This window comes from Variovorax sp. J2L1-78 (assembly GCF_030317205.1).
GTDB lineage: Bacteria > Pseudomonadota > Gammaproteobacteria > Burkholderiales > Burkholderiaceae_C > Variovorax > Variovorax arabinosiphilus.
This window is the reverse complement of sequence record NZ_JASZYB010000003.1, coordinates 382,874-404,553: the sequence shown is the minus strand read 5'-3', so window position 1 is coordinate 404,553 and position 21,680 is coordinate 382,874. Positions and strand designations below refer to the sequence as shown.

At 64.4% G+C, this 21,680-nt stretch carries 22 protein-coding genes and 1 pseudogene; 17 read left to right on the top strand and 6 right to left on the bottom strand.

Annotation, left to right across the window (positions count from 1 at the left end; genetic code table 11):
• Window positions 1-12 precede the first annotated feature (12 nt).
• Both QTH86_RS20435 and QTH86_RS20430 read left to right on the top strand, forming a co-directional pair.
• Entirely contained in the window at window positions 13-2,409 is a 2,397-nt protein-coding gene (locus QTH86_RS20435) for a type I restriction enzyme HsdR N-terminal domain-containing protein (RefSeq protein ID WP_286621181.1), read from the top strand.
• 48 nt (window positions 2,410-2,457) lie between these two features.
• Window positions 2,458-3,333 carry a hypothetical protein gene (locus tag QTH86_RS20430; RefSeq protein ID WP_286621180.1) on the top strand — a complete coding sequence of 292 codons (876 nt, stop codon included), beginning with the start codon at window positions 2,458-2,460 and terminating at the stop codon, window positions 3,331-3,333.
• 73 nt (window positions 3,334-3,406) lie between these two features.
• Here the strand turns inward: QTH86_RS20430 and QTH86_RS20425 are convergent, their stop codons facing one another.
• From QTH86_RS20425 to QTH86_RS20410, 4 genes are all read right to left on the bottom strand, one after another.
• On the bottom strand, window positions 3,407-4,102 hold the full coding sequence (locus QTH86_RS20425) for a helix-turn-helix domain-containing protein (protein ID WP_286621179.1): 696 nt from the start codon (window positions 4,100-4,102) through the stop codon (window positions 3,407-3,409).
• A 251-nt stretch (window positions 4,103-4,353) separates the two neighbouring features.
• A complete protein-coding gene (gene tcmP, locus QTH86_RS20420; protein ID WP_286621177.1) occupies window positions 4,354-5,094 on the bottom strand; it encodes a three-Cys-motif partner protein TcmP in 741 nt (246 codons plus the stop codon).
• Window positions 5,091-6,371 carry a three-Cys-motif partner protein TcmP gene (locus QTH86_RS20415; protein WP_286621175.1) on the bottom strand — a complete coding sequence of 427 codons (1,281 nt, stop codon included), beginning with the start codon at window positions 6,369-6,371 and terminating at the stop codon, window positions 5,091-5,093. The genes tcmP and QTH86_RS20415 overlap by 4 nt, the downstream gene beginning before the upstream one ends.
• Before the next feature lie 34 nt (window positions 6,372-6,405).
• The gene (locus QTH86_RS20410) at window positions 6,406-7,269 is read right to left on the bottom strand and encodes a DUF5131 family protein (RefSeq protein ID WP_286621173.1); all 864 of its coding nucleotides are present in this window, start codon (window positions 7,267-7,269) and stop codon (window positions 6,406-6,408) included.
• A gap of 402 nt (window positions 7,270-7,671) precedes the next feature.
• Between QTH86_RS20410 and radC the strand changes: the two genes are divergently transcribed.
• From radC to QTH86_RS20390, 4 genes are all read left to right on the top strand, one after another.
• Window positions 7,672-8,181 (top strand): RadC family protein, encoded by a 510-nt coding sequence (radC, locus tag QTH86_RS20405; RefSeq protein ID WP_286621172.1) that lies wholly within the window; start codon window positions 7,672-7,674, stop codon window positions 8,179-8,181.
• A 640-nt stretch (window positions 8,182-8,821) separates the two neighbouring features.
• The gene (locus tag QTH86_RS20400; protein ID WP_286621170.1) at window positions 8,822-10,828 is read left to right on the top strand and encodes a ParB/RepB/Spo0J family partition protein; all 2,007 of its coding nucleotides are present in this window, start codon (window positions 8,822-8,824) and stop codon (window positions 10,826-10,828) included.
• A 243-nt stretch (window positions 10,829-11,071) separates the two neighbouring features.
• Window positions 11,072-11,521 carry a thioesterase family protein gene (locus QTH86_RS20395; protein ID WP_286539787.1) on the top strand — a complete coding sequence of 150 codons (450 nt, stop codon included), beginning with the start codon at window positions 11,072-11,074 and terminating at the stop codon, window positions 11,519-11,521.
• Between the two features lie 591 nt (window positions 11,522-12,112).
• Window positions 12,113-12,418: a DUF736 domain-containing protein gene (locus QTH86_RS20390; RefSeq protein WP_076196773.1), complete on the top strand. Its 306-nt coding sequence runs from the start codon at window positions 12,113-12,115 to the stop codon at window positions 12,416-12,418.
• 51 nt (window positions 12,419-12,469) lie between these two features.
• Here the strand turns inward: QTH86_RS20390 and QTH86_RS20385 are convergent, their stop codons facing one another.
• Window positions 12,470-13,138, bottom strand: coding sequence for a DUF6988 family protein (locus QTH86_RS20385; protein ID WP_286556183.1), 669 nt, complete (start codon window positions 13,136-13,138; stop codon window positions 12,470-12,472).
• 574 nt (window positions 13,139-13,712) lie between these two features.
• On the opposite strand from QTH86_RS20385, the gene QTH86_RS20380 reads away from it, so the two are divergent.
• On the top strand, window positions 13,713-14,060 hold the full coding sequence (locus tag QTH86_RS20380; RefSeq protein WP_286621167.1) for a DUF2958 domain-containing protein: 348 nt from the start codon (window positions 13,713-13,715) through the stop codon (window positions 14,058-14,060).
• A gap of 45 nt (window positions 14,061-14,105) precedes the next feature.
• On the opposite strand, the gene QTH86_RS20375 is transcribed toward QTH86_RS20380, so the two are convergent.
• Entirely contained in the window at window positions 14,106-14,396 is a 291-nt protein-coding gene (locus QTH86_RS20375) for a helix-turn-helix domain-containing protein (protein WP_076196767.1), read from the bottom strand.
• Window positions 14,397-14,593: 197 nt separating this feature from the next.
• Between QTH86_RS20375 and QTH86_RS20370 the strand changes: the two genes are divergently transcribed.
• The 10 genes and pseudogenes from QTH86_RS20370 (at window position 14,594) to QTH86_RS20330 (ending at window position 21,676) form a co-directional block, all read left to right on the top strand.
• On the top strand, window positions 14,594-14,935 hold the full coding sequence (locus QTH86_RS20370; RefSeq protein ID WP_076196765.1) for a DUF2958 domain-containing protein: 342 nt from the start codon (window positions 14,594-14,596) through the stop codon (window positions 14,933-14,935).
• Window positions 14,936-15,039: 104 nt separating this feature from the next.
• Window positions 15,040-15,285, top strand: a complete 246-nt coding sequence (locus QTH86_RS27065; protein ID WP_338053085.1) for a transcriptional regulator domain-containing protein — start codon at window positions 15,040-15,042, stop codon at window positions 15,283-15,285.
• Complete coding sequence (locus QTH86_RS20365) at window positions 15,242-15,838, top strand: DNA -binding domain-containing protein (protein WP_286539782.1); 597 nt, start codon at window positions 15,242-15,244, stop codon at window positions 15,836-15,838. Before QTH86_RS27065 ends, QTH86_RS20365 begins: the two co-directional genes overlap by 44 nt.
• A gap of 92 nt (window positions 15,839-15,930) precedes the next feature.
• Complete coding sequence (locus QTH86_RS20360) at window positions 15,931-16,227, top strand: helix-turn-helix transcriptional regulator (RefSeq protein ID WP_286539780.1); 297 nt, start codon at window positions 15,931-15,933, stop codon at window positions 16,225-16,227.
• Window positions 16,228-16,247: 20 nt separating this feature from the next.
• Window positions 16,248-17,066, top strand: a pseudogene (locus QTH86_RS20355) (replication initiator protein A); the annotation flags it as partial.
• A 233-nt stretch (window positions 17,067-17,299) separates the two neighbouring features.
• Entirely contained in the window at window positions 17,300-18,049 is a 750-nt protein-coding gene (gene parA / locus QTH86_RS20350) for a ParA family partition ATPase (RefSeq protein ID WP_286539778.1), read from the top strand.
• Complete coding sequence (locus tag QTH86_RS20345; RefSeq protein ID WP_286621165.1) at window positions 18,046-18,309, top strand: ribbon-helix-helix protein; 264 nt, start codon at window positions 18,046-18,048, stop codon at window positions 18,307-18,309. The genes parA and QTH86_RS20345 overlap by 4 nt, the downstream gene beginning before the upstream one ends.
• Window positions 18,306-18,824, top strand: coding sequence for a DUF2840 domain-containing protein (locus QTH86_RS20340; protein WP_444812963.1), 519 nt, complete (start codon window positions 18,306-18,308; stop codon window positions 18,822-18,824). Before QTH86_RS20345 ends, QTH86_RS20340 begins: the two co-directional genes overlap by 4 nt.
• A gap of 23 nt (window positions 18,825-18,847) precedes the next feature.
• The gene (locus tag QTH86_RS20335; RefSeq protein ID WP_286539775.1) at window positions 18,848-19,354 is read left to right on the top strand and encodes a S26 family signal peptidase; all 507 of its coding nucleotides are present in this window, start codon (window positions 18,848-18,850) and stop codon (window positions 19,352-19,354) included.
• Between the two features lie 372 nt (window positions 19,355-19,726).
• Window positions 19,727-21,676: a DUF3363 domain-containing protein gene (locus tag QTH86_RS20330; RefSeq protein ID WP_286621158.1), complete on the top strand. Its 1,950-nt coding sequence runs from the start codon at window positions 19,727-19,729 to the stop codon at window positions 21,674-21,676.
• Window positions 21,677-21,680 lie beyond the last annotated feature (4 nt).

The following is a 21,680-nucleotide window of genomic DNA, read 5'->3' as shown; positions in this document are numbered from 1 at the left end:
GAAACCATCGCAATGTCTCGCGCACAACAAGACCAACAAGCACAGCCGACCGCGTCGTCCTCCGTTCGTCCCGAGGCCGAGCTGGAGAGCCGGTTGGCAGCGGCGCTGTCCGCTGCCTTCCCAAACATCCCGCGCGAACAACTGACCGAGCAAAGGCGCTTCACGGTGCGCCTTGGGCATGAAACGCACGACTTCGACAGTGCGGCCCAATGGGAAAAGAGCGGGCGGGCGGACGTGATCATCTGGCACGGCGGACGCCCGCTCGCCGTGGTGGAACTCAAGCGGGAGGATCTTCCGCTTACGCTCGCGGACTACGAACAAGCGCAAAGCTACGCGAACCAGTTGACGCCGCGACCACCCCTTGTCGTGGTGACCAATGGTCGTGAGACACGCGTGTACGACGCCAACACGGGCCAGCTGTGGTCTGGCGCAGAAGACGCCGCAAAAGAGGTGCAGCGCCTGCTGGTCAACGCAGCCAAATTGGCTGCGGCCGACATGCGCTGGGCGACCGAGGCCTTGATGGGCAGGGAAACCGGCGTCTGGGTGCCCATCGTGCGCTCCGCCACCGCCACACTCCTGGCTGAAATGACCGACCCTCCCGGAGCGTCGGATCGGCCCTTCGCCCAGCTCCTGCTGTTTCCCCGCCTGAGCAGCTTCGCCGCAATCAAGTCGGCTCGCGCCGGCACCGGCTTCACGCTGATCGAGGGAGCGGCCCAAAGCGGCAAGAGCAGTTGCCTGCGTGAGGTCGCGCTGCGCACGCAAGAAAGCGACGACCTGGCTGTCCTGATGTTGCGGGGCTCAGGCCCTGGACTGTTCCAGTCGCTGGCCAATCTCTTCGCCGCGGAATTGGAGTGGAACCTGACTGCCAACGACGCTCGCCAGTGGCTGCGGCGCATGTCCAATGGGCTCGCCGGCCCGGCACTTGTACTTGCCGTCGATGATGTCCAGCCCGGCACGGCGATGGCCGCAGACCTGGAGGAATTGGCGAGCCTGCGCCCTGGCAAGAAGCTCAATGTCATCGTGACGACTGAAGCTGCCGATCGGCTGGCCAAAGGCCGTAACGGCCGCACGCCAACGGCGTTGGGAACCAACGCGGAGACGATCGAGATTGGCGCCCTGGGCTTGGAGGAGTTTCAAGCGGCTCAGCGCAACTTGGCCAATCACAAGATCATGTTCCAGCAAGGCGCCGAGTACGCGGAGGACTATCGCGCGCCCTGGGTGCTGCGCACGATCTACGACGCCGCCGCGCGCGATCCGCGGCACCAGGACCCGAACCGCAGCCTGCTTCTTCCACCGGCTCTGGGCATGGAACTCGTGGATGCGGCGCGTCGCAGCTTTGCCGGGCAAGAAGACCTCATGCGCGGCTACCGCGTGCTCGCACGCTGCGCCCTTGCGGACACAGGCGCCCGTTCCGCCGAACTTTCCCTGGCAGCCGCCAACGGCTTCGTCGTGCGGCAGGACGCACTGTCCTCCGAGGGTCGCGACGCGCTGCGCGAACTCAGTTCGATTGGAGCGGTACGTGTCTATCGGCACCCCGGGGGTGAGGACGTGGTTGTGCCGACCGTTCCCGCCGCCTTTCTGAAGGAGCTGGCGGATGCTGCGGGTGAAGAGCTTGAGCGGCGCGCGGAACTCGATCCCCGTGAGGCTGGAGTCTGGCTAGGCAATCGCCTGGGCGCGACATATCTCGGTGACCTGGTCGGCGCTCAAGCGATCCGCGCCATGGCGGACAGGACGGGCGGATTCAGCTCTGGAATCATCGAAGGCTTACTCTCCAGCGAGCCCACGGAGGAGCTCATGGAGAATGCATTGATCGCGATGGCCGCGCCTAACGGTCGACTGATTCACTTGAAGATCGAAGACGGCAAAGTGTGGCTGTCCAACCGCCATGGCGACATCAGCGGCGAGCCCGTGGACCTCGGGGCGGAGCGCTCGCGCACCTATGGGAATGCGACCGCGTGGATGATCCTGGGGCAATTTGCCAGACTTCCTACGGCGGTGGTCGGCGACGACAGCCAGCGGATGGACGCCTGGGTACTTCTGGAAATTGGCCAATGCAAGTTTCCCTTGCTCCGGGTGAATGAAGAAGGGCTGGGCCACCTCGAACACGATCTTGGCGACGGCGGCCGCGTCCTGTGCCAGGATCAAGGTCCGATCGAAGCAGCGACACAGGCCATGGCCGACCTGTTGTCCCGTCGTTGGGCGCATGCCGATGCCTGGGTCGATGCCGCACTCGAGACAGGCTCGCTGCCGCTGCTGCACCGATTGACGATCGCGCTGCGCACGGTACGGATGCGCAACATCCCCCGCCTGTCCGAATGGGCTGACGAGAAGCTCTCGCAGCATGTTCTTCCCGCCCTCAGTGCTCTTCTTCGAGCAACGCTCGCGGGACCAGCCGAGGAAGCTCCATAGTTGCGTATGACGTCCATATGCCGCATGGAGTTTGGCTATCACCCTGACTTGATCGCGTTGTCATCGGGACCGGTTTCGATTTCGGCGCTGCCCGGCATCGCCTCGGCGAAAGCGGACATCGAAAGCAGCGAGACCTTGGACCAGGACTGGATCTATGCGCCGCCGCAGCTCGTTAGCAATTTGGGCGGCGGCGTCCACCAACGCCCGTACTCGACTCGCGTCTTCGGACTCCCGAAAACGCACGTGATTGCGCACGCGCTGTGCGAGGGACACGACCACCTCACCTTCCACCTGTGGGCCTTGTCGTTCTTCACGGGAATGCGGCTGACCGCGACGGAAGCCGGTTTCGTCGACGCGACGCCCATCAAGCCGGGCAAGCTCGTCGACTTCGTGATGCTCGGTCGGGGACTCGCCGACGCGCTCGACCTGGCCGAGACCTACTGGACGCTCCATCGGTCGTCCCCGGACCGCGCCAGGTTGATCGCGGCCGCCGTCCACGCTCTGTTTCTGGGCCAGAACCCGCGGCATCTTGAATTCGGGCGGTTCATCCTGCTGTACACGGCGATCGATGTGTGTTTCGCACTCGCCAAGGCCGTCAAAAGACCTACCCGGCCCGTTCGTCATGCTGGCCGCGTGAAGTGGATGTGCGATGCGTTCGGCATGCCCACTCCGGCCTGGGCTGACCCCGCGTCCGGCGCTGAAGTCGCGTCGCTGCGCAACGAGACGGTGCATGAAGCCCTGTTCATGGGAGAGCCCCTGGGCTTCGCCGTCCATGGGGCGGGAGCCAATCAGAACCTCACGCTCGAAATGCGGGCACTGGTCTGCCGGTTTGTCGTGGCGCTGCTGGGAGCGGATGGTTGTGACTACGTTCGCTCGCCGGTCAACACGTGGCAGCGACATGGACTGAACTTGGCCGCGCCATGACCAGTGCGTGTGAGCCCCATGAACCAGGTTCGACGAGGCGTTCGCGCGACCAGTTGCGAATGCGAGACTTCGGCTAAAGCCGAATCCCGCCAGATTTCGGCGTCGCGAACTGCTCCGGCTCTTTGCCGAGCGGGAACGCGACAACGTAGAGCACGCTGACCGGCATGGGCTTGGCGTCCGAATCCGTCCCCCACTTCACTTGCATCTTGCGCTCGGCATAGCGCAGCGAGACGCCGAGCGTTTTCAGCGCGTCGATCCGCGCCTGCAGCTCGTCATACACCTCGAACTTCGTCGTCTCGGTGTACGCGTCTGCGCAGTCGCGGTAGTCGCGGAAGTAGTCCACCAGCTCGGCGAACGTCTCGTCGGCCTCGCGGCTGAGCTCGAAACCGGGCTCTGACAGATCCATCATGTGGAGTTCGACAAGCTTCGCCAACTGCTTGCCCGTCGTGAGGGGCAATGCGGTCAGTGTGACGTGCTCGCGGTCGAACTTCTCCTTCTGAGCCTTGAGTTCCGCTTCGGTCGGGATCGTGAAGGGCTTGTTCAGAACGTCCACGTCCTCGAAATCGAACGCGCGGGCCAGTGCTCGGCGCGTGTCCAGACTCGCCGCCTGGCTCTGCTCGACCCGTTGGATGGTGCGGACGTTCAGGCCGGAAATTTCCGCCAGTTGCTCCTGAGACCATTGGCGCACTTCCCGGAACAGCCGGACGCACAGGCCCAGTTCTGCAGGGGTCAGCAGGCGCGCCTGTGGCGCTTGTTCGGTGGCATTCATTTGCAGCTCCATTGTCGTTGGTCGGTGCAATGCAGTATGGGAATGGGTGACCATCGTCACCACGACAGCGGCCCGACAGCAACCCGTCCTGGCGTCTCGGCGGACCGCCGCCGCGTCATCGAGCAGCTTGAAAGGCAAGTCGAACCCTAGAAGTCGAACTCACGATTGACACCTTGCGCCACATCACCCCAGATCCTGTTCGGAAGTTCGTGGCGGCTGAAGAAAACCAGGTGGTAAAGGGGCCGATTTCCCTAGTCGCGGACAAGGGGCATACGTTGGCTGATGGAGAAGCCAAGGCCTCTTACCAAGCCGCACCAGTAGTCGAAGAATGCTTCGTCGGCGTCGCCGCGCACGAAGGCGGCGGGATCCACATGCTGTCGCCAGCCCGGTGCCGCAGCGTCGAAGCGCGCACGCTCCGGGTTGTATTCCATCAGCACATTGCGTCTCAGGTCCATAGTGCTGAAGTGCACGGCGAAGTCGATGTACGTCAGGCGCGCCAGCTTCTCGATGACGCTGAATGAAAGGTACTCAAGGTTGTACGGGTCCAGGTAGGCGAGACACAGCGCGTTGCTGGGAATGACCTTGAGCACTTGATCGACGGTCGCTTCCGCGGCGCCCGGAAATGCGCGCGCTGGTGCACCCATGGCGAGCAATCGCTCGGCGCATGCCGATGCTCGCGCGGCGTCTAGATCGCCGACAAGACACGCCGTGAAATCTGCGCCATCGCGACGAGAGTGTTGCCAAGCGATCTGAGCGCCACCAGGACGCGTCATCGTCTCTCCCTTGACCTGAATACGACCGGGACCGCTGAATAGATCCACGTACACACGTTGCTTGAATTTCTCTCTGGCCCGCCGAGTGCCCTCGACATACTTGGCCAGGAAGGTGTGTTTCATCTCCGGAACCCAACGGCCAACGCCTTCCCCAGCGCGTCCCAGTTCCACAGGTAACAATGGCAGCGGATCGGCGTCCTGCGCGAGCTGAAAACTCATGCCTGATCTCCCGACGGACGACTGAACAGCGCCGACTGACGGCTGCGTTCGATCCAGTCGGTATCGCTTATGTACCTAGCTCGCTTCCGCGCGGTTCCATCTTCTGACTTGATCACGATGTCCTGATCACCGACCAGCACTTCGAGGGCTTCCTTGTACATAGTCGAAGTGCCGGGTGAGGTATTGCAGGTAGAGGAAAACAGTTCTCCCATACGGACTGGCTGATCGCGCTTGAAGATATTTTGAGCGAGTTGTTGAACCAGTGCCTCGGCCGACTGCCGCTGCGCAACGTCATCGAAGCAGAAGCCACCATTGAACTCCTGTCTGAAACCCATGGTATGGGTCGCGAGCATGTCCAAGCCGGGGCCGCCGTAGTGGATAAAGTGGTTCTGGTGCTTCCAATGCACCTGCTTCATGACATCCTGCGCGCGCGGATGCCGCGAAAGATGAACCAACCAGTACTCGCCGTGACCGCTTCCTTCGCCGCGAATGAAGAACGGGGTGAAATACTCTGCGCCGCAATTGCGAACCAATGCCTGGTACAGCGCTGCCTGAATGAAGCGGCGCCAATCGGCATCATCCTCCTTGATCTGCTCGATCGACTTTCCGCCCAGCGCGGATCGGATATCTATGGCCAGTTTTCCGGAGACATGGTCCGTGAATTCGTCGTTGGTATATGTCGCGAACGAAGAGACGTGAAAGGTCAGTACCACCTCGCTACCAGGAAGCTCCGAGAAGATTCGCTGGATCAGCGGTGCAGGCACATCGCTGTAGCCGTACTGATCCAGAAAGAAGAGGGCCGTCGTCGCGCGCGGTGTATGGTCCTTGACGAGTTTCAGAACTGCGGGCGATGCCGCTGCAAACTCATCCCGCATGAGATGAATGGAGCGATTGATCTCAGCACCGTATCCTCGATCGTTGAGAACCTTGGTGAGGTGAGAAAGCGCGCGTGCATCCTTGTCGATGAACACGTACTGAACATCCAGTTCGATGGGTTTGGTCCGCCCCAGGTTGATCAGGACGCGAGCTTCCTCGACAGCTGCCAACATGCGAAGCGGGGAGCCAAGGACTTCCTGCTGCTTTCCCCGGATCGTGTAGAGACCACCACCGCAGAACCCGTCCACAAGCGTGATGCGCAGTCTTTCCCGGCCGCGCGCATTGAGCGTCCGCTGCTCGAAATAGCGAAGAAGATATCCGACCAGTACCTCATGCTTTGTCAGGCTGTGCGCGTCAAGCTCCGCAGGTCCGTCTGCCCAGTCATAGTGGTTCTGTGCCAAGAGCGAGCCTTTCTGCGGTATTGGGCGGTGGTTGCTAAACCGGCCTGCCTGGACTTGGAAATTGGTCCCAGTGGCGACCACCCAGCGAGCGTCCGGCTTTCCCTTTTCCGACTGCAGCCAGCTTGACCTCCGAGCCATCGCGCCGAACGATATGGATCGCGGTGCGCGCCGTCAAAGCATTTGCGGCTTGTTCAATGGGGGCCCAGTGGCCCCATTGTTTGAAGTGAAATGCTACGCCGGCTGAGTTGCATTGTTTGCGTAGGTCCTCAGGCCACTGGGGTTCCATAGGCCGTGAACCTGGACCGGACTCGCCGCCGGCGATGACCCAGTCCACTCGCGTTCCTGTGGCGCCGATTTGAAGCCACTCTCGCAGATCCAGGGGGCCGAGCAATGGTTCGCAAGAGAGGAAGCGAACCGATGGCGTCGTGAATTCCATAAGGTACTTCAAGCGCTTGCCGGCGGCAGCCTGGTTCTCTACGGTTGCGCCGAGCCAAACGTTTGACGGCAGTTGGTAGCCCTTCGGCAATTGCTTGCGAACCAGATGGATTCGCTTCGTGAGCAGCAACCAATCCAGATGCGGTGTTGCATCGATGAGTTCGAGGAGACGCAGCCGGTGCGGGATCAGATCTTTGCGGTTCTCGAAGACATCCGCCATGGACGCGCAGAACACGCGTCGCCGGACGTTTTGAGCCCTGGCTTCGCGATCCCATTTCAGTGGTTCTTTCCAATGGGCGTCGCCAAAGAACCGGCGCTCGGACTTCGCACCCCAGACATCCTCGCCCAAGCGTTTGGCCCAAGTCTCCGCGTAGCAATGGTCGCAAGCAGCGGACACGCGCACGCAACCCCACCAGGGGTTGAAGGTGTGGTGTGTCCACTCGATGCTTGTTTCTTTTCCCATTGGCAACTCGCTGTGATGTATTGTAACGGACTACTGTAGTTTTATCCAGCTTCGGCGTGGGCGGGAACTGGTTGCTCGGCGGCGCCATTTTGGCGTCACGGCACTGGATGCCGCCGGGCTCGCGGGCGTTGCCCCGCGCCTCGTGCCGAGTCGCGGCCATTCGGCTTTGATCCCTGACGCCTCCGGCCGTCTCTGCGTTCCCGCCTGCGCGCTCCGCTTGCCGATGGGTGAGGGGGTGGGCTGGCTTGCTGTTCCCTACACCGTAGCACGCCGTTCTCGTCGTCAAGGTCTGCGCGCACCTTGTGCGCTTGCGTCCTGGCGGCCGTCTTCGAACCCTGACCACTGCGCTGCGCCGTGCTGGTGCCGGTCTCGGGCAATCCCGCCCGATTCACGGAGCCGACGATGGCACACGATCTCTTTTCTTTTGATTCTTCCGTTCTTCTGGTCCGCGATGTCGCGGGCGACTACCGGCCGGCCGATACCGGCGAGGTGCTGCAGGCCGCGCAGCGGCTGCTGGGGCAGCAGTTGCAGGGGCGCGAGGTGCTGTCGTCGCCGCAGGTGGTGCGCGACTTCCTGTGCGTCAAGCTCGGAGCGCTGGAGCATGAGGTGTTCGCGGTGCTGCTGCTCGATGCGCAGAACCGGCTGATCGAATACGTCGAACTGTTCCGCGGCACGGTGAGCCAGGCGTCGGTCTATCCGCGGGAGGTGGTCAAGGAGTCGCTGGCGCGCAATGCGGCGGCGCTGGTCCTGGTGCACAACCATCCATCACGGGTCGCCGAGCCTTCGCGGGCCGATGAGCACCTGACGCAGACGCTGAAAGCGGCGCTGGCGCTGGTGGACGTGCGCGTGCTGGACCACCTGATCGTCGCGGGCCGCGACGTGCTGAGCTTTGCGGAGCGCGGGTTGCTGTGACACAAAGGGCCTGCGGGCCCTTTGATTCTTTCTTTGTCGTGCGCGCTGCGCGCGTGGTCGGGGGTCTCCAGGGGACTGGCTAAAGCCAATCCCCGCCGCGCAAGCTTGGCGCCCCTCGATGCCGCCGAACAGGCGGCGCCTGATCGGCCAGCGCACATTGCCGAAGCGCGCTCCGCGCTTGTTCACCTCCAGCTAGGCGTGCCCACGACACGCGGTGGCGCTCGCCGCGCGGCCGTGGGTCCGTCGCTTCCCTGGCCGTTGGCCGGGAATCCGTCTTTCCCTTCCCTCATCGCTGATCCCGCGACCGTAGCCACCGAGGCCTGGCCGTCAAGGCGCGCAGGGCCGTGTCCTCGCCTTCGGCTGCGGGCCGCCCCAACCCTGCGCTTGTTTCCTTGACGGCCAGTCCCCGCCGGCCCGGTTTTTCGCGGGCGATGAACTCAGGAAAGACGGCGGCAACGGCGACCAGCCCAGGTCACTGCGCCGAACCCACCGAAGCCAACACCGGGCTCCGAATCTTGGAATCCGGCTGGGGTGGGGAACCACAGGAGAGCCGCGCATGCAGACACCGACATCTTGAACCCCCTTCCGCTTTTTTTTTCTTCATTTTCAAGGTCCCGACACGGGACAGGAGTTTTCAAATATGAACACCGCTACCCTTCACGAAACCACTGCCGTCGCCGCTGCTGTCGCAGCCGTCACGGCTGCGCAGGAACTGCTGCTGATTCCGCTGTCCAAGCTGCGGCCTTCCAGCCGCAACGTGCGCAAGAGCGGCGGCACGTCGATTCCCGAACTGGCCGCGAGCATCGCCCGTGTGGGCTTGCTGCAAAACCTCAATGTGGTGCTGGCCGCTGATGGCGAGCACTACGAGGTTGTGGCCGGTCGCCGTCGCCTCGCCGCGCTCAAGCTGCTGGTCAAGCGGCGCAAGCTCGCCAAGGACTTCGAGGTGGCCTGCCTGCTGGGGTCTGATGCGGCGGCGCGCACGGTAAGCCTGACCGAGAACGTGCAGCGCGAGGCCATGCACCCGGCCGACCAGTTCGAGGCTTTCGCCGATCTGGTGGCCGAGGGACGGCCCATCGAGGACATTGCCGCCGACTTCGGCGTGACCCCGTTGGTTGTGCAGCGGCGGTTGAAGCTCGCCAACGTCTCGCCGCGCCTGCTGGCCGACTACCGGATTGATGCAGTGACGCTGGAGCAGCTGATGGCGCTTGCCATCACCGACGACCATGCGGCACAGGAAGCGGCGTTCTATGCGTCCCCGCAGTGGCAGCGCAGTCCGGAGGCGCTGCGCGATCACCTCACGCACGAGGAAATCGATGCGAACCGCGATGCGCTGGCGAAGTTCGTAGGGGTTCCGGTCTACGAGCAGGCTGGCGGCGCTGTGCGGCGTGACTTGTTCGCGGATGAACAGAACGGCATCTTTCTCACGGACGCGGCCCTGCTTGAGTCGTTGGCGAAAGACCGGCTCGCGCCGATGGCCGAGCAGGTACAGGCAGAGGGCTGGGGTTGGGTGGACGTGGCCCCGCGTGCCACCTACGCCGACCTGCACCAGTTCCAGCGCATGCGCAGCAAGCGGCGCGAGCCGAGCAAGGCCGAGACCAAGCGCATCGCCAAGCTCGAAGCGCTGCAACGTAAGCTGCAAGACCGCCTCGACGACGAGAACGAGGACATGACGGACGAGCAGGCGCAGGCTGCGCAGGACGAGATGGACGGTCTGGGCAACGAACTCGAAGCCATCGAACGCACGCTGGTGGTCTATCCGCCACGCACGATGGCGGCGGCGGGGGCTGTGGTGTCGCTCGACCACATGGGCGGTGTGATCGTGCATCGTGGGCTGCTGCGCGAAGAGCAGGCCAAGACGCTGCGGCAGCAGGAGCGTGATGGGCACAGTCCGGATGACGAAACCAAAGGGGGCGGCGAACAGCAGGAAGCCAAACTAACCATTTCTGAGAGGCTGGTCAAGCGTCTGAGTGCCCATCGAACCGCCGCCCTTCAGGCGGAAGTTGCTCGGCACCCGCAGGTGGCCTTGGTCGCCGTGGTGCATCGGCTTGCATTGCGCGTCATTCATGACGCGCACTACGGTTCGCCCATCAACATCACCGCCAATCCGCAAGACAGGCTGGAGCAGTACGCCCCAGACGTGGCCGAGGCACCGGCTGCTGTGGGGATGCGGCAGGTGCGAGAGGCTTGGGCTGAACGCCTGCCCCACGACCCGAATGCGCTGTTCGCTGAGTTGCTGGCAATGCCACAACAGGAACAGCTGTCGTTGCTGGCGGTGTGCGTGGGCTTTACGGTAACGGCCATCGCCTCGCGTGAGGACGAGGCCCCGGCTGCTGCGCTGGCGCAGGCCGTGGGGCTGGACATGCACGCGTGGTGGACACCGACCGCAGCGGGCTACTTCGATCACGTTTCCAAGGCCAAGGCACTGGAAGGGGTGCACACCTTCGCGTGCGGTGAGGTGAACCGGCTCGGCAAACTCAAGAAGGCGCAGATCGCCAGCGAGGCCGAGCGGCTGGCGGCGGGTACAGGCTGGCTGCCCGCGATGTTCCGCGCCCAGGAGGCAGTGGCAGTTGACGTTGCAGGCGCTGAACCGCTTGCTGAGGGGCAGGCTGATGCCGAAGCCCAAGAGGACGCGCACGCAACGGTGTGATCCTCATGAATCCCCGGCCGCGAGGCCGGGGATCGAGAAATCGGCGCGACGCGCGCGGCAGGTTTGCCGCGCGCGTTTTAACTTCCGGAACGCACAAGCCCAACGCTCCCTGCGTGCCACCCTACGCCAGCGCTCGCTGCGGTGGGTTGGGGATGCCTGCTGGTCACAGGAGCATCGAACAGCACCGATCGCCTGCAATCCAGCGCGCTGATCGAGCCTTCGACAACCCCACCCGGATACCCCATGAACCACCAAGGCGTCAGCGAGATATTCTTTGAAGAGTCATACACCGTGCCGGCCGACCAGACTGCGAAGTCGCTTTTCTCGCGGCTTCCGCACGGAAGCGGGTATGCAGAGCGACTGATCGAATGTCTTGCCACCGGGTACCTGGTTGCGGTGGTCGAATCCATTTGCATTCGTGAGATGCAGCAGCACGTCGATGTCGCAATTGAAGTGGTGGTCGGCCGTTCGATCCGTATCGAGCATCGAGGACCAATTCCGCCAGGGTCGCCGCTGCGACTGCGCGGATGGCTTGAACGGCTGGGGGACCGGAGCGCGACATTCCGCGTTCAGGCCCACGATGCGCACGAGGTCGTCTGCGAAGCCACTGTCACGCTGGTGGCTGTCCAGCGGGCACAGATGGAGTCGCGCATCGCGACAAAGGTTTTGGCACTCCAATGCCCTGGAACCTAGAAATGCGCGCCCCGCCAGTGGTGGAGCGCGGACACGACGCAACTTGCTGCGCTCGAATGTCGTGCGAGCCGTCCTGAAGGAAGCGGGCTAACAGTCCGCCAGACGACGGTGGCTCACAGAGAGCGTTCCGATGCGCAGCTCCTTCCGCGCCACAAATGCCGGATCTACTGGCAGCGCGGATGCGGTGGGATCGTTCCTCCTTTTCGTTGCGCGGCTGACATGGACTGGGATCGCTTCGGGGGTCGTGCCGGAAACACTGTTGCGGCGGAGACGGTGCTGGGGCCATGCGTCCTTTCGCGACAGGATCACACCCACAGCGGCCTTGTATTTGTCGTGAATCCTGGCGAGGGCACGGAGGCGCTGCACTTTGTTTCGCGCCGCCTCGGGCTTGTTCGCCGCAACCGTCCGGCCCGACAAATTTCCCCGACCTGCGGTCTTCCTCGCGAGGCAAATTTCTCGGGCCTCCCGATCCTTCACTGCGTTGCGGCCCCTCCGCTTCGCTATGGGATGCGGCGCGCCCGGACCCTCACCCATCGGATCACGCCAAGGCCGCGATGGGCGCGACCTGGTCAACTTCAAAAGGACTTCATCATGGCCAACATCGGCACCTTCACCGCACAGAACGACAGCTACACCGGCACGGTTCGCACCCTGACGCTCAACGTCAAGGTCAAGATCGTTCCCAACGACAAGGAGAGCGAGAACGCTCCTGACTACCGCATCGTCGCCGGCAACTTCGAGATCGGCGCGGCGTGGAAGAAGCTCAGCCGGGCCGAACGCCCCTACCTCTCGGTGACCCTCGATGATCCGTCGTTCCCGGCAACGATCTACGCCCGCCTGGTCGAAGGCGAGGACGGTGCGCACAACCTGATCTGGTCGCGCAGCAAGGGCGACTGAGCGTCGCCCTCGGCGCCCCGCTTTAGCGGGGCGCTGTTCCCTGCAAGGCCGCTACTTCAACAAGTCAGGCAGACAGTCGGCGAACGCGGGCTGGATCTTGCTCATCGGCTTGGCGACGGCTTCATCCCACGTCAGCACCGCCAGGGTCATGGCGGTCATCGTGAGCAGGCCATTGGAATTTCGCAGGATCTGCAGGGCCAAGTGTACCGGGAAGCCCTCGGACTGTCGGCGCAGCGGGTGGATGCCGCCATGCACGAAAGAGTTCATGGCGTGCCAGGACACGTCCTTGAAGTGCGCCAGCATCTGGTGCGCGGCCGCGGGCACGTTGGGTCCGACGCGCTTGCCGATCTGCTCGATCATCTCGCTGGCCGAGGGGAGATTCTTCGCGGCCTGCTCGCTCTGCAGGGTCAGCGGTGCGCTGAGCTTCTCGATGGCCAGATCGCTGGCTGCATATTGCAGCCACATGGCGCGGGTCAAGGCCTCGAACTGAAGCCGCATCAGGCCGACTGCCGACGTGGCCAATCCCATCGCCATCAAGGCGCGCAGGCTGAGCCCATGCTCGAGCGCCACGGAGCACATGCCGAAGGCAGCCTCGCCACGAGGAGAGGGATCGAAATCGGCGCCGTCGAGCAGGTGCAGCAGGGCTTCGTGCAGCTCGTCGGAACGACGGAGCATGATTTCCAGGGGATCGTCCGAGGTTCCTTGTTGAGCAGCTTCCATGCAGACATCGTATTCGCTCGGTGCTGCTGTTGAGCGACAGCAGATCTGCGCAGGCAGGCACCTGCCTAGCGGCTTTGCGGATGTTCCCAAATGAGTAAACCCGTATCTGCGTCTACTCGCCGATCCGCTTTCCTGGTTTTGCGGTTCCACGGGTCAACGGCGATTCGTGAAGGCGGCTTTGCGCTTCAGAGGGTTTGTTGAATGCCGGATCGCTGGCTCTACGACTCTCCACATATCCGTCATCCAGCCCAAGCGTTCTTGTGCGTCTCCGGCGATGCCGGCCGCGCTGTCGTGCTGCGCATCGAGCCGCCGGTGGCGTCTCGCCCCTTCGGGCTTTCATCGCTGACGCCTTCGCGCCTGTCGGCGCTGCGCACTGCGTTTGCAGGAGCAGGGGCGAGGGGAGGGCTGGCTTGCTGTTCCCTGCACCGTATCACGCCGTTCTCACCGTCAAGGTCTGCGCGTGCTGTGCACGCTGGCGGCCTTGCGGCCGTCTGTCGAACCCTGACGGCTGCGCTGCGCCGTGCTGCTTCCGGTCTCGGGCAATCCCGCCCTGAATCCTTCCAAGGAGAAGACCATGACTAAGCTCATTACCGATGAACAACGCGCGCTGCTGCTGGCCAACGGCCGGCAGTCCCTCGAACAGGAAAACTTCGATCCCGCCCCGGTGGTCAAGCTGTTTACCCCGGACGCCGGGGCGACCTGGCTGCTGACCGAGATCGACCCGGACGACCACGACCATGCGTTCGGGCTTTGCGACCTCGGACTGGGGTTTCCCGAACTGGGGTGGGTGAGTCTTGCAGAGGTCACCACCGTGCGCGGCCGGTTGGGCCTGCCCGTTGAACAGGACCTGCATTTCGAGGCACAGAAACGCTTGAGCGCGTATGCGCGAGAGGCGCGTGTCGCCGGGCGCATCGTGGTCTAGCCGCGGTTCATTGGCCGCCGGCGACGGTCGGCGGCCAATCTCGTCCTAACCCTCTTTCTTGGGCAGACGTGCTTCGGTCTCCAGCATCAATTCGCCAGCGCTGCGTTCGAGCGCTCGCGCGATCTTCAGGATCATCGCCAAGGTCGGCATGTGCTCGCCGCGCTCGATCTTGCCCATGTGCGAACGCTCGATGCCGGCCCGGTGCGCCAGGGTTTCCTGGGCAACGCCATCCTCGGTACGCATGGCGCGCACCGCATCACCAAAGGCCCGTGCCGGGCCTGCCTCGAATGTCGTCGCGCCGGTCGGCCGCCCGCGCTGTATTCCCTGCTTCTGCATACACAGAAGCGTTACGTTTTAAAGCAATTAAAACCACGTTATCTTTAACTCATAAAATAGCTTGCCAGCAGCGTTTTCGGTTTGGCGTGCTGAAAAAGACGAATTCCTACCGGCCGGTAGGAAGCGTCTGGGCGTCGCTTCTGGGACTTGCTTTATGCCACCTGCGAATTAGTATTTAACGGCCTCACGCGAGAACCATGACTTTCCTGACCGAAGAACAGCGAATCCGGCTGCTGGCCAATGGCGCAGCGCGGGCGCATGGCGAAACCGTCGACCCGCTGCCCGTGGTCAAGCTCTACACCCTGGACGCCGGTGCGGCGTGGCTGCTCACTGAGCTTGACGCCGAGGGGGACAAGGCGTTCGGCCTGTGCGACGCCGGCACGGGCAGCCCAGAGCTGGGGCAAGTCAGCCTCTCGGCCCTCGAAGGCGTCCGCGGCCCGCGCGGCATGCGCATCGTGGCCGATCCGCACTTCAAGCCGCGTCAGCCGCTCTCGGGCTACCTGGCAGACGCCCAGCGAGACGGATCAATCAACGACTGACGCGATCGCCGGCCGGGTCGCCGTTTGCGCGATCCAGCGTCGCCTCGAAAGCGACCTCGCGCCTCATTCCCTGTGGCAGCGTTCCTCTTCCAAAGGAGGACTCTGTGACCAACCCTAATCTCGAAGATCTGCCCGGCGCGCCATGGGGCATCTCTGCCGCCTACCTCTACGTGCTCGACCTCGACAACCCAGCCCTCGCCTGGGAATACTTGCGCCGCAATCCAGGCTACCGCACGGATTGGACATGCCGCGAGCGCGTAGTGTCTTTCGCACGCTGGGGGTTGCGACAGCGCCGAAGATCCGGACATGGATGGTCGCAACGCACAGCCACTCTGGCTGTCGTCCTCTGACGGCTTGCTGCATGTGCGTGCTGCGCACGCCAACAATGCAGTAGCTCGCCGATTCGACCTGTGGCGCATCCCCGGCCGCAAGCGCCTAGCGCTTGACGGCCCCGACTTGGCGCTGACTGCCGACCTCAACGCCCAGCGCATGCGCTTGTCGCTGTCAGGGGCCCTCGCAGACGGCGCGGTGTACACGGGTGCCGCGCCGCTGACGCCGCGCCTGCGCGGCCAGCTCGATGCCTTCCATGCGCAGGCACAGGCCCTGGAAGGTCATGCACCCCGGGTCGATCCTGCGCGGGCGGTCACCCGCGCCGCGCTGCTGCATCTGCGCGCTCTGCAGGCGCTCGATGCCGCGCAGGCGGGCGCATCGCACCGGGACATCGCCCAAGCCTTGTTCGGCCTCGAAGCCGTCGTCCTGCGCTGGCACGAGGATGGCGAACTGCGCGCGCAGGTGCGCCACCTGCTGCGGCGTGCGCAGGGATACGTGACCGGCGGCTATTTAGCTCTCGCCGGCGTGCCGCACACCACAGCAGACCACCCCGGAGACGAGCCGGTGCGCTGAATCTCTCCCTGCCTTGATCGGGCCTGATTCCCGAGACTGCCTCCATCGGGCCGCGAATGGTTTGCGGCCCATCGACAGCGATGGAGTCCGTCATGGCAGTTGGCAGTTCGTTTCCTCACCGCACGACCGCAGCGGCTGCGCCGCAGCCTGCTGCGGTTCCGGCTGCGCCGCCCAATCCCGAGTTCCTGACCACCGACGAAGCCGGCGCCTTCCTGCGGCTGTCGCCGCGGACGCTGGAGAAGCAGCGGGTGCTCGGCGGGGGTCCGCGCTTTCGCAAATTCGGGGCGCGCGTGGTCTACGCCGCCGCCGATCTGCGCGCTTGGGCTGACAGCCACACCTACGGCATGACCTCGGATCCGGGCTACGTGCAGCGCGACTCCGTCCGCTGACCTACCTTGGGCAACGCCGTATGTCCAAGCGCATGAGCGAACGCGAACAGCTCTCGCTGTTCCGCGCGCTGCCGCACGACGGCATGGCGCTGCGTGATGCGCAGGACCTGATGGCCTACCCCTTCTTCTCGCTGGCCAAGACGCCGCGCATCGTGCCGATCCGCTTCGAGGCCGGTGGCATCTCGCTCACCGTAGAGGGTGTGCCCGAGCACGGCATCGCCACCATCTGGGACGCCGACGTGCTGATCTGGGCTGCCAGCCAGATCATCCAGGCCAAGAAACAAGGCATCCCGCCTTCGCGGCTGATGGTGGCTACGCCCTACGAGATCCTGCGCTTTGCGCAGCGGGGCACCGGGCGCAGCGACTACCTCGCGCTGCGCGCCGCGCTGGACCGCCTGCAGTCCACCACCGTCGCGACCACGCTGCGTCAGCGCGAGCGCCCGAACGGTGGCAAGCGGGTGCACCGCTTCTCATGGATCAACGAGTGGAAGGAGTACATCCGCCCGGATGGGCGCTCGGAGGGCATCGAGCTGATCCTGGCCGACTGGTTCTTCACCGGCGTGATGGAAGAAGCGCTCGTGCTCACGCTTGATCCCACGTATTTCCGGCTCTCAGGCGGCATCGAACGCTGGCTGTACCGGCTCGTGCGGAAGCACGGCGGGCGGCAGCCGAATGGCTGGCGCTTCGAGATGCGGCATCTGTACTTGAAGTCCGGCGCGCTCCAGCGCTCGCGCGACTTCGCCGCGCACGTGCGCGGTCTCGCACTGCGCCAGGCGCTTCCGGGCTACCGCTTGTCCGTCGAACGTACCGGCGGAATCGAGTGGTTCGCCTTTCACCCTTGCATCGACAACTGCCCGAAGACCGACTTATCCACTGTTCGTGTCGACCGGGACTTATCCACAGCTTCTGTTGAAGAACCTGTGGATTTCATGGGGACGGGCTCGGTGGATCACCGGCGCGCGACTCGGGTGATCGCCGGCGCAAACATCGGTGGATCACCGGCGCAAAACCGCCCGCAACCCGCGCCCAGCAACGGTTTCGGGCCTCCCTAAACATCTAAAGGGATACATAAATGGAAGTCACGCGCGCGCGAACCGAAGCTGCCCAAAAAGCGGGCAGCGCCTCGTGGGAGGCAGTCCGAACATCCGAAGACCGCTTGCCAGGAAGACAAACCCGGCCCGGCAAGGTGATCGCATTGCTCAACCAGAAAGGCGGTGCGGGCAAGACGACGCTCGCCACGCACCTGGCCGGCGAACTGGCGATGTCAGGGAGCCGCGTGACGCTACTCGATGCCGATCCGCAGGGCTCGGCCCTTGACTGGGCGCAGCGGCGCCTTCAGAACGGCCAGGGAAGGCTCTACGGCGTGTTCGGGCTGGCGCGGGACTCCTTGCACCAGGAGGCGCCGCAGATCGCCCGAGAGGCGGATTACGTGGTGATCGATGGGCCGCCCCGCGTTGCGGCCCTTGCGCGCTCCGCGCTGCTGGCCGCCGACCTGGTGCTGATCCCGGTCCAGCCCAGCGCCTACGACGTGTGGGCCAGCCACGAGATGGTGACGCTCATCGCCGAAGCCCGGGTGTTCAGGCCGCAGCTTCGCGCGGCCTTCGTGATCAACCGGCGTGTGGTCGGCACGGTGATCGGCCGCGAAGCGCGCGCCGCCCTGGCCGACCAACCGTTTGCCGCGCTGCAGACCGAAGTCTCGCAGCGCATCGTGTTCGCCGATAGCGTGGCCGCCGGCCGGCTCGCATGCGAGGCCGCGCCGAAGTGCGCCGCCGCGCGCGAGATCGCGGCACTGGCGCAGGCAGTGCAGGAGATGCTGCGATGACGGGTCCATCGTCATCCTCAACGCCGAAGCGGGCATCCATCGGCCGCAAACCTGCCGCTGACCCGGCATCGACCTGGGTGCGCCAGGCCGATGCACCGGAGAACGTCGCGAAGGCGTCGATCTTCACCGCGCGCCTCACCATCGACGTGACGCCGGCGCTGCGGGGCCGCATCAAGGTGATCGCCTTCGAACGAGGCGTCACTGCGGCCGAGATGCTGCGCGCGCTGCTGGAGTGCGAATACGGTGGAGGCCAGTCATGACGCAGCCGTCGCCCATTGGCGCGCAGACCTGGCCTCACGCAGCGCTGCCGCCACAGCCTACCCCTATGCGCGTCTCGCTCGCCTTCGTCGAGCATCGCGTGAACGTCTGGCTGCGCTTCGGCCAGCCGGTGCGCGAGACGGTGCTCGACCGATGGCGGCGCGTGGCAATCTTCGAGCCCAATGCGGTGTGCTGTCGCGTCAAATGGATCGGCAACGACTACGGCACGGCGCTCTGGCAGCTCACGGTCCTGCAAGCACCGATGCCGTTCGATGGTGCACAGCGCATCGCCGGCGTGGTGCCGGGCGCGCGCATCCTGCTGCGCGCCGATGGCGAACAGCAGGTCAAGTCAGTGCTCGAAAGGATCGACGCCGTCGAAGCGCTGGGCATCGAACCGGCTATGGTTGCCTCCACATACTGGCAGACCGTCGGCAACCGGCTGGCTGCGCGCCAGTCGTTGCCGGAGTACACCAGCGAGCGCCATGCGGCGCATGTTGCGCGCGGGGCGCTGCGATGAGCCGGCGGGTACTTCTTGCCGGCATGGGCATCGGCCTGGCTGCGCTGTGCGCGCCGGCCTTCATGCCGATGTCGGTGCAGGAACGTGTATTCCTGGTCTACAACCCGACGGACAGTGTGCCGCGCGGCTGGTACCAGGTCGGCAGCATCGACAGCGCAGCTGCGCTGCACGTCGGCAGCATCGTGCTCGCCCGGCTTCCTATCGACGTGGCGGCCTTCGCAGCACAACGCCGCTACCTGCCGAGCGGTGTTCCGATCCTCAAGCGTATCGGCGCCATTTCACCGCAGTCGGTGTGCGTTCGAGAACAGGTCGTGCTGATTGATGGCGCAGTGGCGACGACCGCACTCACCCATGACGGCGCGCGCCGGCCACTGCACTCTTGGCAGCATTGCCGCCCCCTCGCCAGCGGCGAACTGTTCCTGCTCAGCGACACTAACCCGGCGTCGTTCGACAGCCGCTACTTTGGCCCCATCTCCGTCTTCGCCGTGCTCGGCATCGCGCGGCCGCTGTGGACCTGGAACGCGCCATGAAGTCTGCCTTATCGCATCACGCAACATGCCACTGGAATGCAGCCGAGCATGCGCCCGCGCTTCATTCCATCGTGCAGGGAGCCCGCCGCCAGCGTGCAGCTCGCGCTGCATCGCTGCTGCCCCTCGAGCAGCGCTGCGCACCCGGTGCGCGGCTGGCGGCAGGTCGGAGCCGGGAGCGGATGCGGAAGGCGGAGACGGAGGGCCAGATAAAAGGGGTGGCACGTCGCGCCCCTCCAGGCCAGTCTGCACGTGGGTTTGCGGCGGCACCGCAAGGGGTCTTGCGCGTGCCGCGCAGAGACTGGAATCCGCATGGCAGTGGCGTCTGCCGCGTGCCGTTTCCGATGCGCTGCGCCACTGTGCGCTGGAGTCTTCATGGCTGGCAATGACGAGGATCGCTTTCGGGTCAAGCCCGCGGCACCGAAGTCGCGGGGCGGGCCGCGCTCGCAGCGCTTCGTTTCACAGGTTCTCAAGCAGATGTCGAAGACCGGCGCAAAGCCCTCCGGCAAGGGCCTTGGCAGATCCGCCAACACGTTCGGCCGTGGCCGCGTCGCGGCCTCCCTGGCCGGCCAGCGTCTGGGGCCGAATGCGCGGCGTGTGGTCATTAAGTCCCGCTTCGTCGTGCTGCGGCGTGCCAGCCCGAACTCTGTGGCCGTACACCTGCGCTACATCGAGCGCGACGGCGTTACACGCAATGGACAGAAGGGCCAGGCCTACGGCGCCGACGCCGATGCGGCCGACCTCAAGGCCTTTCAGGAACGCGGGCAGAGCGACCGCCACCAGTTCCGCTTCATCGTCTCGGCCGAGGACGGCCTAGAGCTGGAAGACCTGAAGGGCTTCACTCGTCAGCTCATGCGCCGCATGGAGATCGACCTCGAGACCCGACTTGACTGGGTGGCCGTGGACCATTGGGACACAGACAACCCGCACACGCACATCGTGCTGAACGGCCACACGGGCGGGCCTGCCAGCGGCCGGGAAGATCTTGTGATCGCCCCTGACTACATGGCGCACGGCATGCGCTTGCGCGCCAGCGAGATCGCGACCGAACGGCTGGGGCCGCGCACCGAGGCGGAAATCCGTCAGAGCCTGCTGCGGGAGGTCAACCAGCAGCGACTCACCAGCTTGGATCGGGCGCTGATCCGGCAAGCTGGCGCCGATGGCATCGACCTGACGGCTACCCCGCAAGACCAGCAGCGCCAGAGCGTACTCCGGGCACGGCTGCAGCGTCTCGAAGGCATGGGCCTGGTCGAGAGGATTGACGCGAACCACTGGAAGCTCCAGCCCGAGATGGCGGCCACACTTAACGCCATGGGCCAGCGCGAGGATGCGCTGGAGACGGTACGCCGTGCGCTCAAGGGCCAGCGGCGGGAATGTGTGATCGATGATCGTCCAACCTCCTCTGTCATCGGTCGGATCGCGGGCAAGGGGCTGGCCGACGAACTGCACGACCGCAGCTACTTGGTGGTCGATGGCATTGACGGACGGGCGCACTACCTGAAGCTGCCACCCGGTGCCGACCTCGCAGAACTGCCTATGAATGGCATCGTGGAGGCTAGAGTCCCCGATCAGGAGAAGCCGGTGGACCGCCACATCGCAACCATCGCCAGAGACGGCCTCTACAAGGCAGCCGACCACGTGGTGAAACTGAAGCAAGCTCGCGATTCCGACCCGCAGGCCACTGTCGATGCACACGTGCGCCGGCTCGAAGCGCTGCGCCGCGCCGGCATTGTTGAGCGCATCGCTGATGGCGTCTGGAAAGTGCCGCCGGACCTTCTGGAGAAAGCTCGAACGCATGACATACAGAAAAATAATGGGCTGGTGATCGAGCTGCGGTCGCATCTCTCCATTGAACAGCAAGTGCGCACCATGGGCGCCACCTGGCTGGATAGGCAGTTGTTGGGCGGCGACTCGGCCGTGGGCGGACAAGGCTTTGGGGTTGAAGCACGCGATGCAATGCGCGACCGTGTCGATTTCCTTGCGGAACGGGGCTTGGCCGAACGGCATGACCAGCGAGTAGTTTTCGCGCGAAACCTGCTGGCCACCTTGAAACATCGTGAGCTGGCTGCAGTTGGCAAGGCGCTCCACCAGCAAACCGGACTAGCGTACCGGCCGCTACGTGATGGCCATTCTGTGAGCGGCGTTTACAGTCGTTCGATTCAGTTGGCTAGCGGCCGCTTTGCCATATTGAATGAGGGGCTGGGCTTTAGCTTGGTGCCGTGGCGGCCGGTGGTCGAACAGCGGCTAGGTCAGACCGCGTCCGCTGTGGTTCGAGGATCATCCGTCACCTGGCAGTTCAGTACACAGAGAGGCATCTCTATCTAATCCG

What these genes read in the sequence shown, in the direction of transcription:
- QTH86_RS20435 (WP_286621181.1), top strand. Translation starts at nt 13, where the DNA reads ATGTCTCGCGCACAACAAGACCAACAAGCACAGCCGACCGCGTCGTCC.
- QTH86_RS20425 (WP_286621179.1), bottom strand. Translation starts at nt 4,102, where the DNA reads ATGAATGCCACCGAACAAGCGCCACAGGCGCGCCTGCTGACCCCTGCA.
- tcmP (WP_286621177.1), bottom strand. Translation starts at nt 5,094, where the DNA reads ATGAGTTTTCAGCTCGCGCAGGACGCCGATCCGCTGCCATTGTTACCT.
- QTH86_RS20410 (WP_286621173.1), bottom strand. Translation starts at nt 7,269, where the DNA reads ATGGGAAAAGAAACAAGCATCGAGTGGACACACCACACCTTCAACCCC.
- radC (WP_286621172.1), top strand. Translation starts at nt 7,672, where the DNA reads ATGGCACACGATCTCTTTTCTTTTGATTCTTCCGTTCTTCTGGTCCGC.
- QTH86_RS20400 (WP_286621170.1), top strand. Translation starts at nt 8,822, where the DNA reads ATGAACACCGCTACCCTTCACGAAACCACTGCCGTCGCCGCTGCTGTC.
- QTH86_RS20395 (WP_286539787.1), top strand. Translation starts at nt 11,072, where the DNA reads ATGAACCACCAAGGCGTCAGCGAGATATTCTTTGAAGAGTCATACACC.
- QTH86_RS20390 (WP_076196773.1), top strand. Translation starts at nt 12,113, where the DNA reads ATGGCCAACATCGGCACCTTCACCGCACAGAACGACAGCTACACCGGC.
- QTH86_RS20385 (WP_286556183.1), bottom strand. Translation starts at nt 13,138, where the DNA reads ATGGAAGCTGCTCAACAAGGAACCTCGGACGATCCCCTGGAAATCATG.
- QTH86_RS20380 (WP_286621167.1), top strand. Translation starts at nt 13,713, where the DNA reads ATGACTAAGCTCATTACCGATGAACAACGCGCGCTGCTGCTGGCCAAC.
- QTH86_RS20375 (WP_076196767.1), bottom strand. Translation starts at nt 14,396, where the DNA reads ATGCAGAAGCAGGGAATACAGCGCGGGCGGCCGACCGGCGCGACGACA.
- QTH86_RS20370 (WP_076196765.1), top strand. Translation starts at nt 14,594, where the DNA reads ATGACTTTCCTGACCGAAGAACAGCGAATCCGGCTGCTGGCCAATGGC.
- QTH86_RS20365 (WP_286539782.1), top strand. Translation starts at nt 15,242, where the DNA reads ATGGATGGTCGCAACGCACAGCCACTCTGGCTGTCGTCCTCTGACGGC.
- QTH86_RS20360 (WP_286539780.1), top strand. Translation starts at nt 15,931, where the DNA reads ATGGCAGTTGGCAGTTCGTTTCCTCACCGCACGACCGCAGCGGCTGCG.
- parA (WP_286539778.1), top strand. Translation starts at nt 17,300, where the DNA reads ATGGAAGTCACGCGCGCGCGAACCGAAGCTGCCCAAAAAGCGGGCAGC.
- QTH86_RS20345 (WP_286621165.1), top strand. Translation starts at nt 18,046, where the DNA reads ATGACGGGTCCATCGTCATCCTCAACGCCGAAGCGGGCATCCATCGGC.
- QTH86_RS20340 (WP_444812963.1), top strand. Translation starts at nt 18,306, where the DNA reads ATGACGCAGCCGTCGCCCATTGGCGCGCAGACCTGGCCTCACGCAGCG.
- QTH86_RS20335 (WP_286539775.1), top strand. Translation starts at nt 18,848, where the DNA reads ATGGGCATCGGCCTGGCTGCGCTGTGCGCGCCGGCCTTCATGCCGATG.
- QTH86_RS20330 (WP_286621158.1), top strand. Translation starts at nt 19,727, where the DNA reads ATGGCTGGCAATGACGAGGATCGCTTTCGGGTCAAGCCCGCGGCACCG.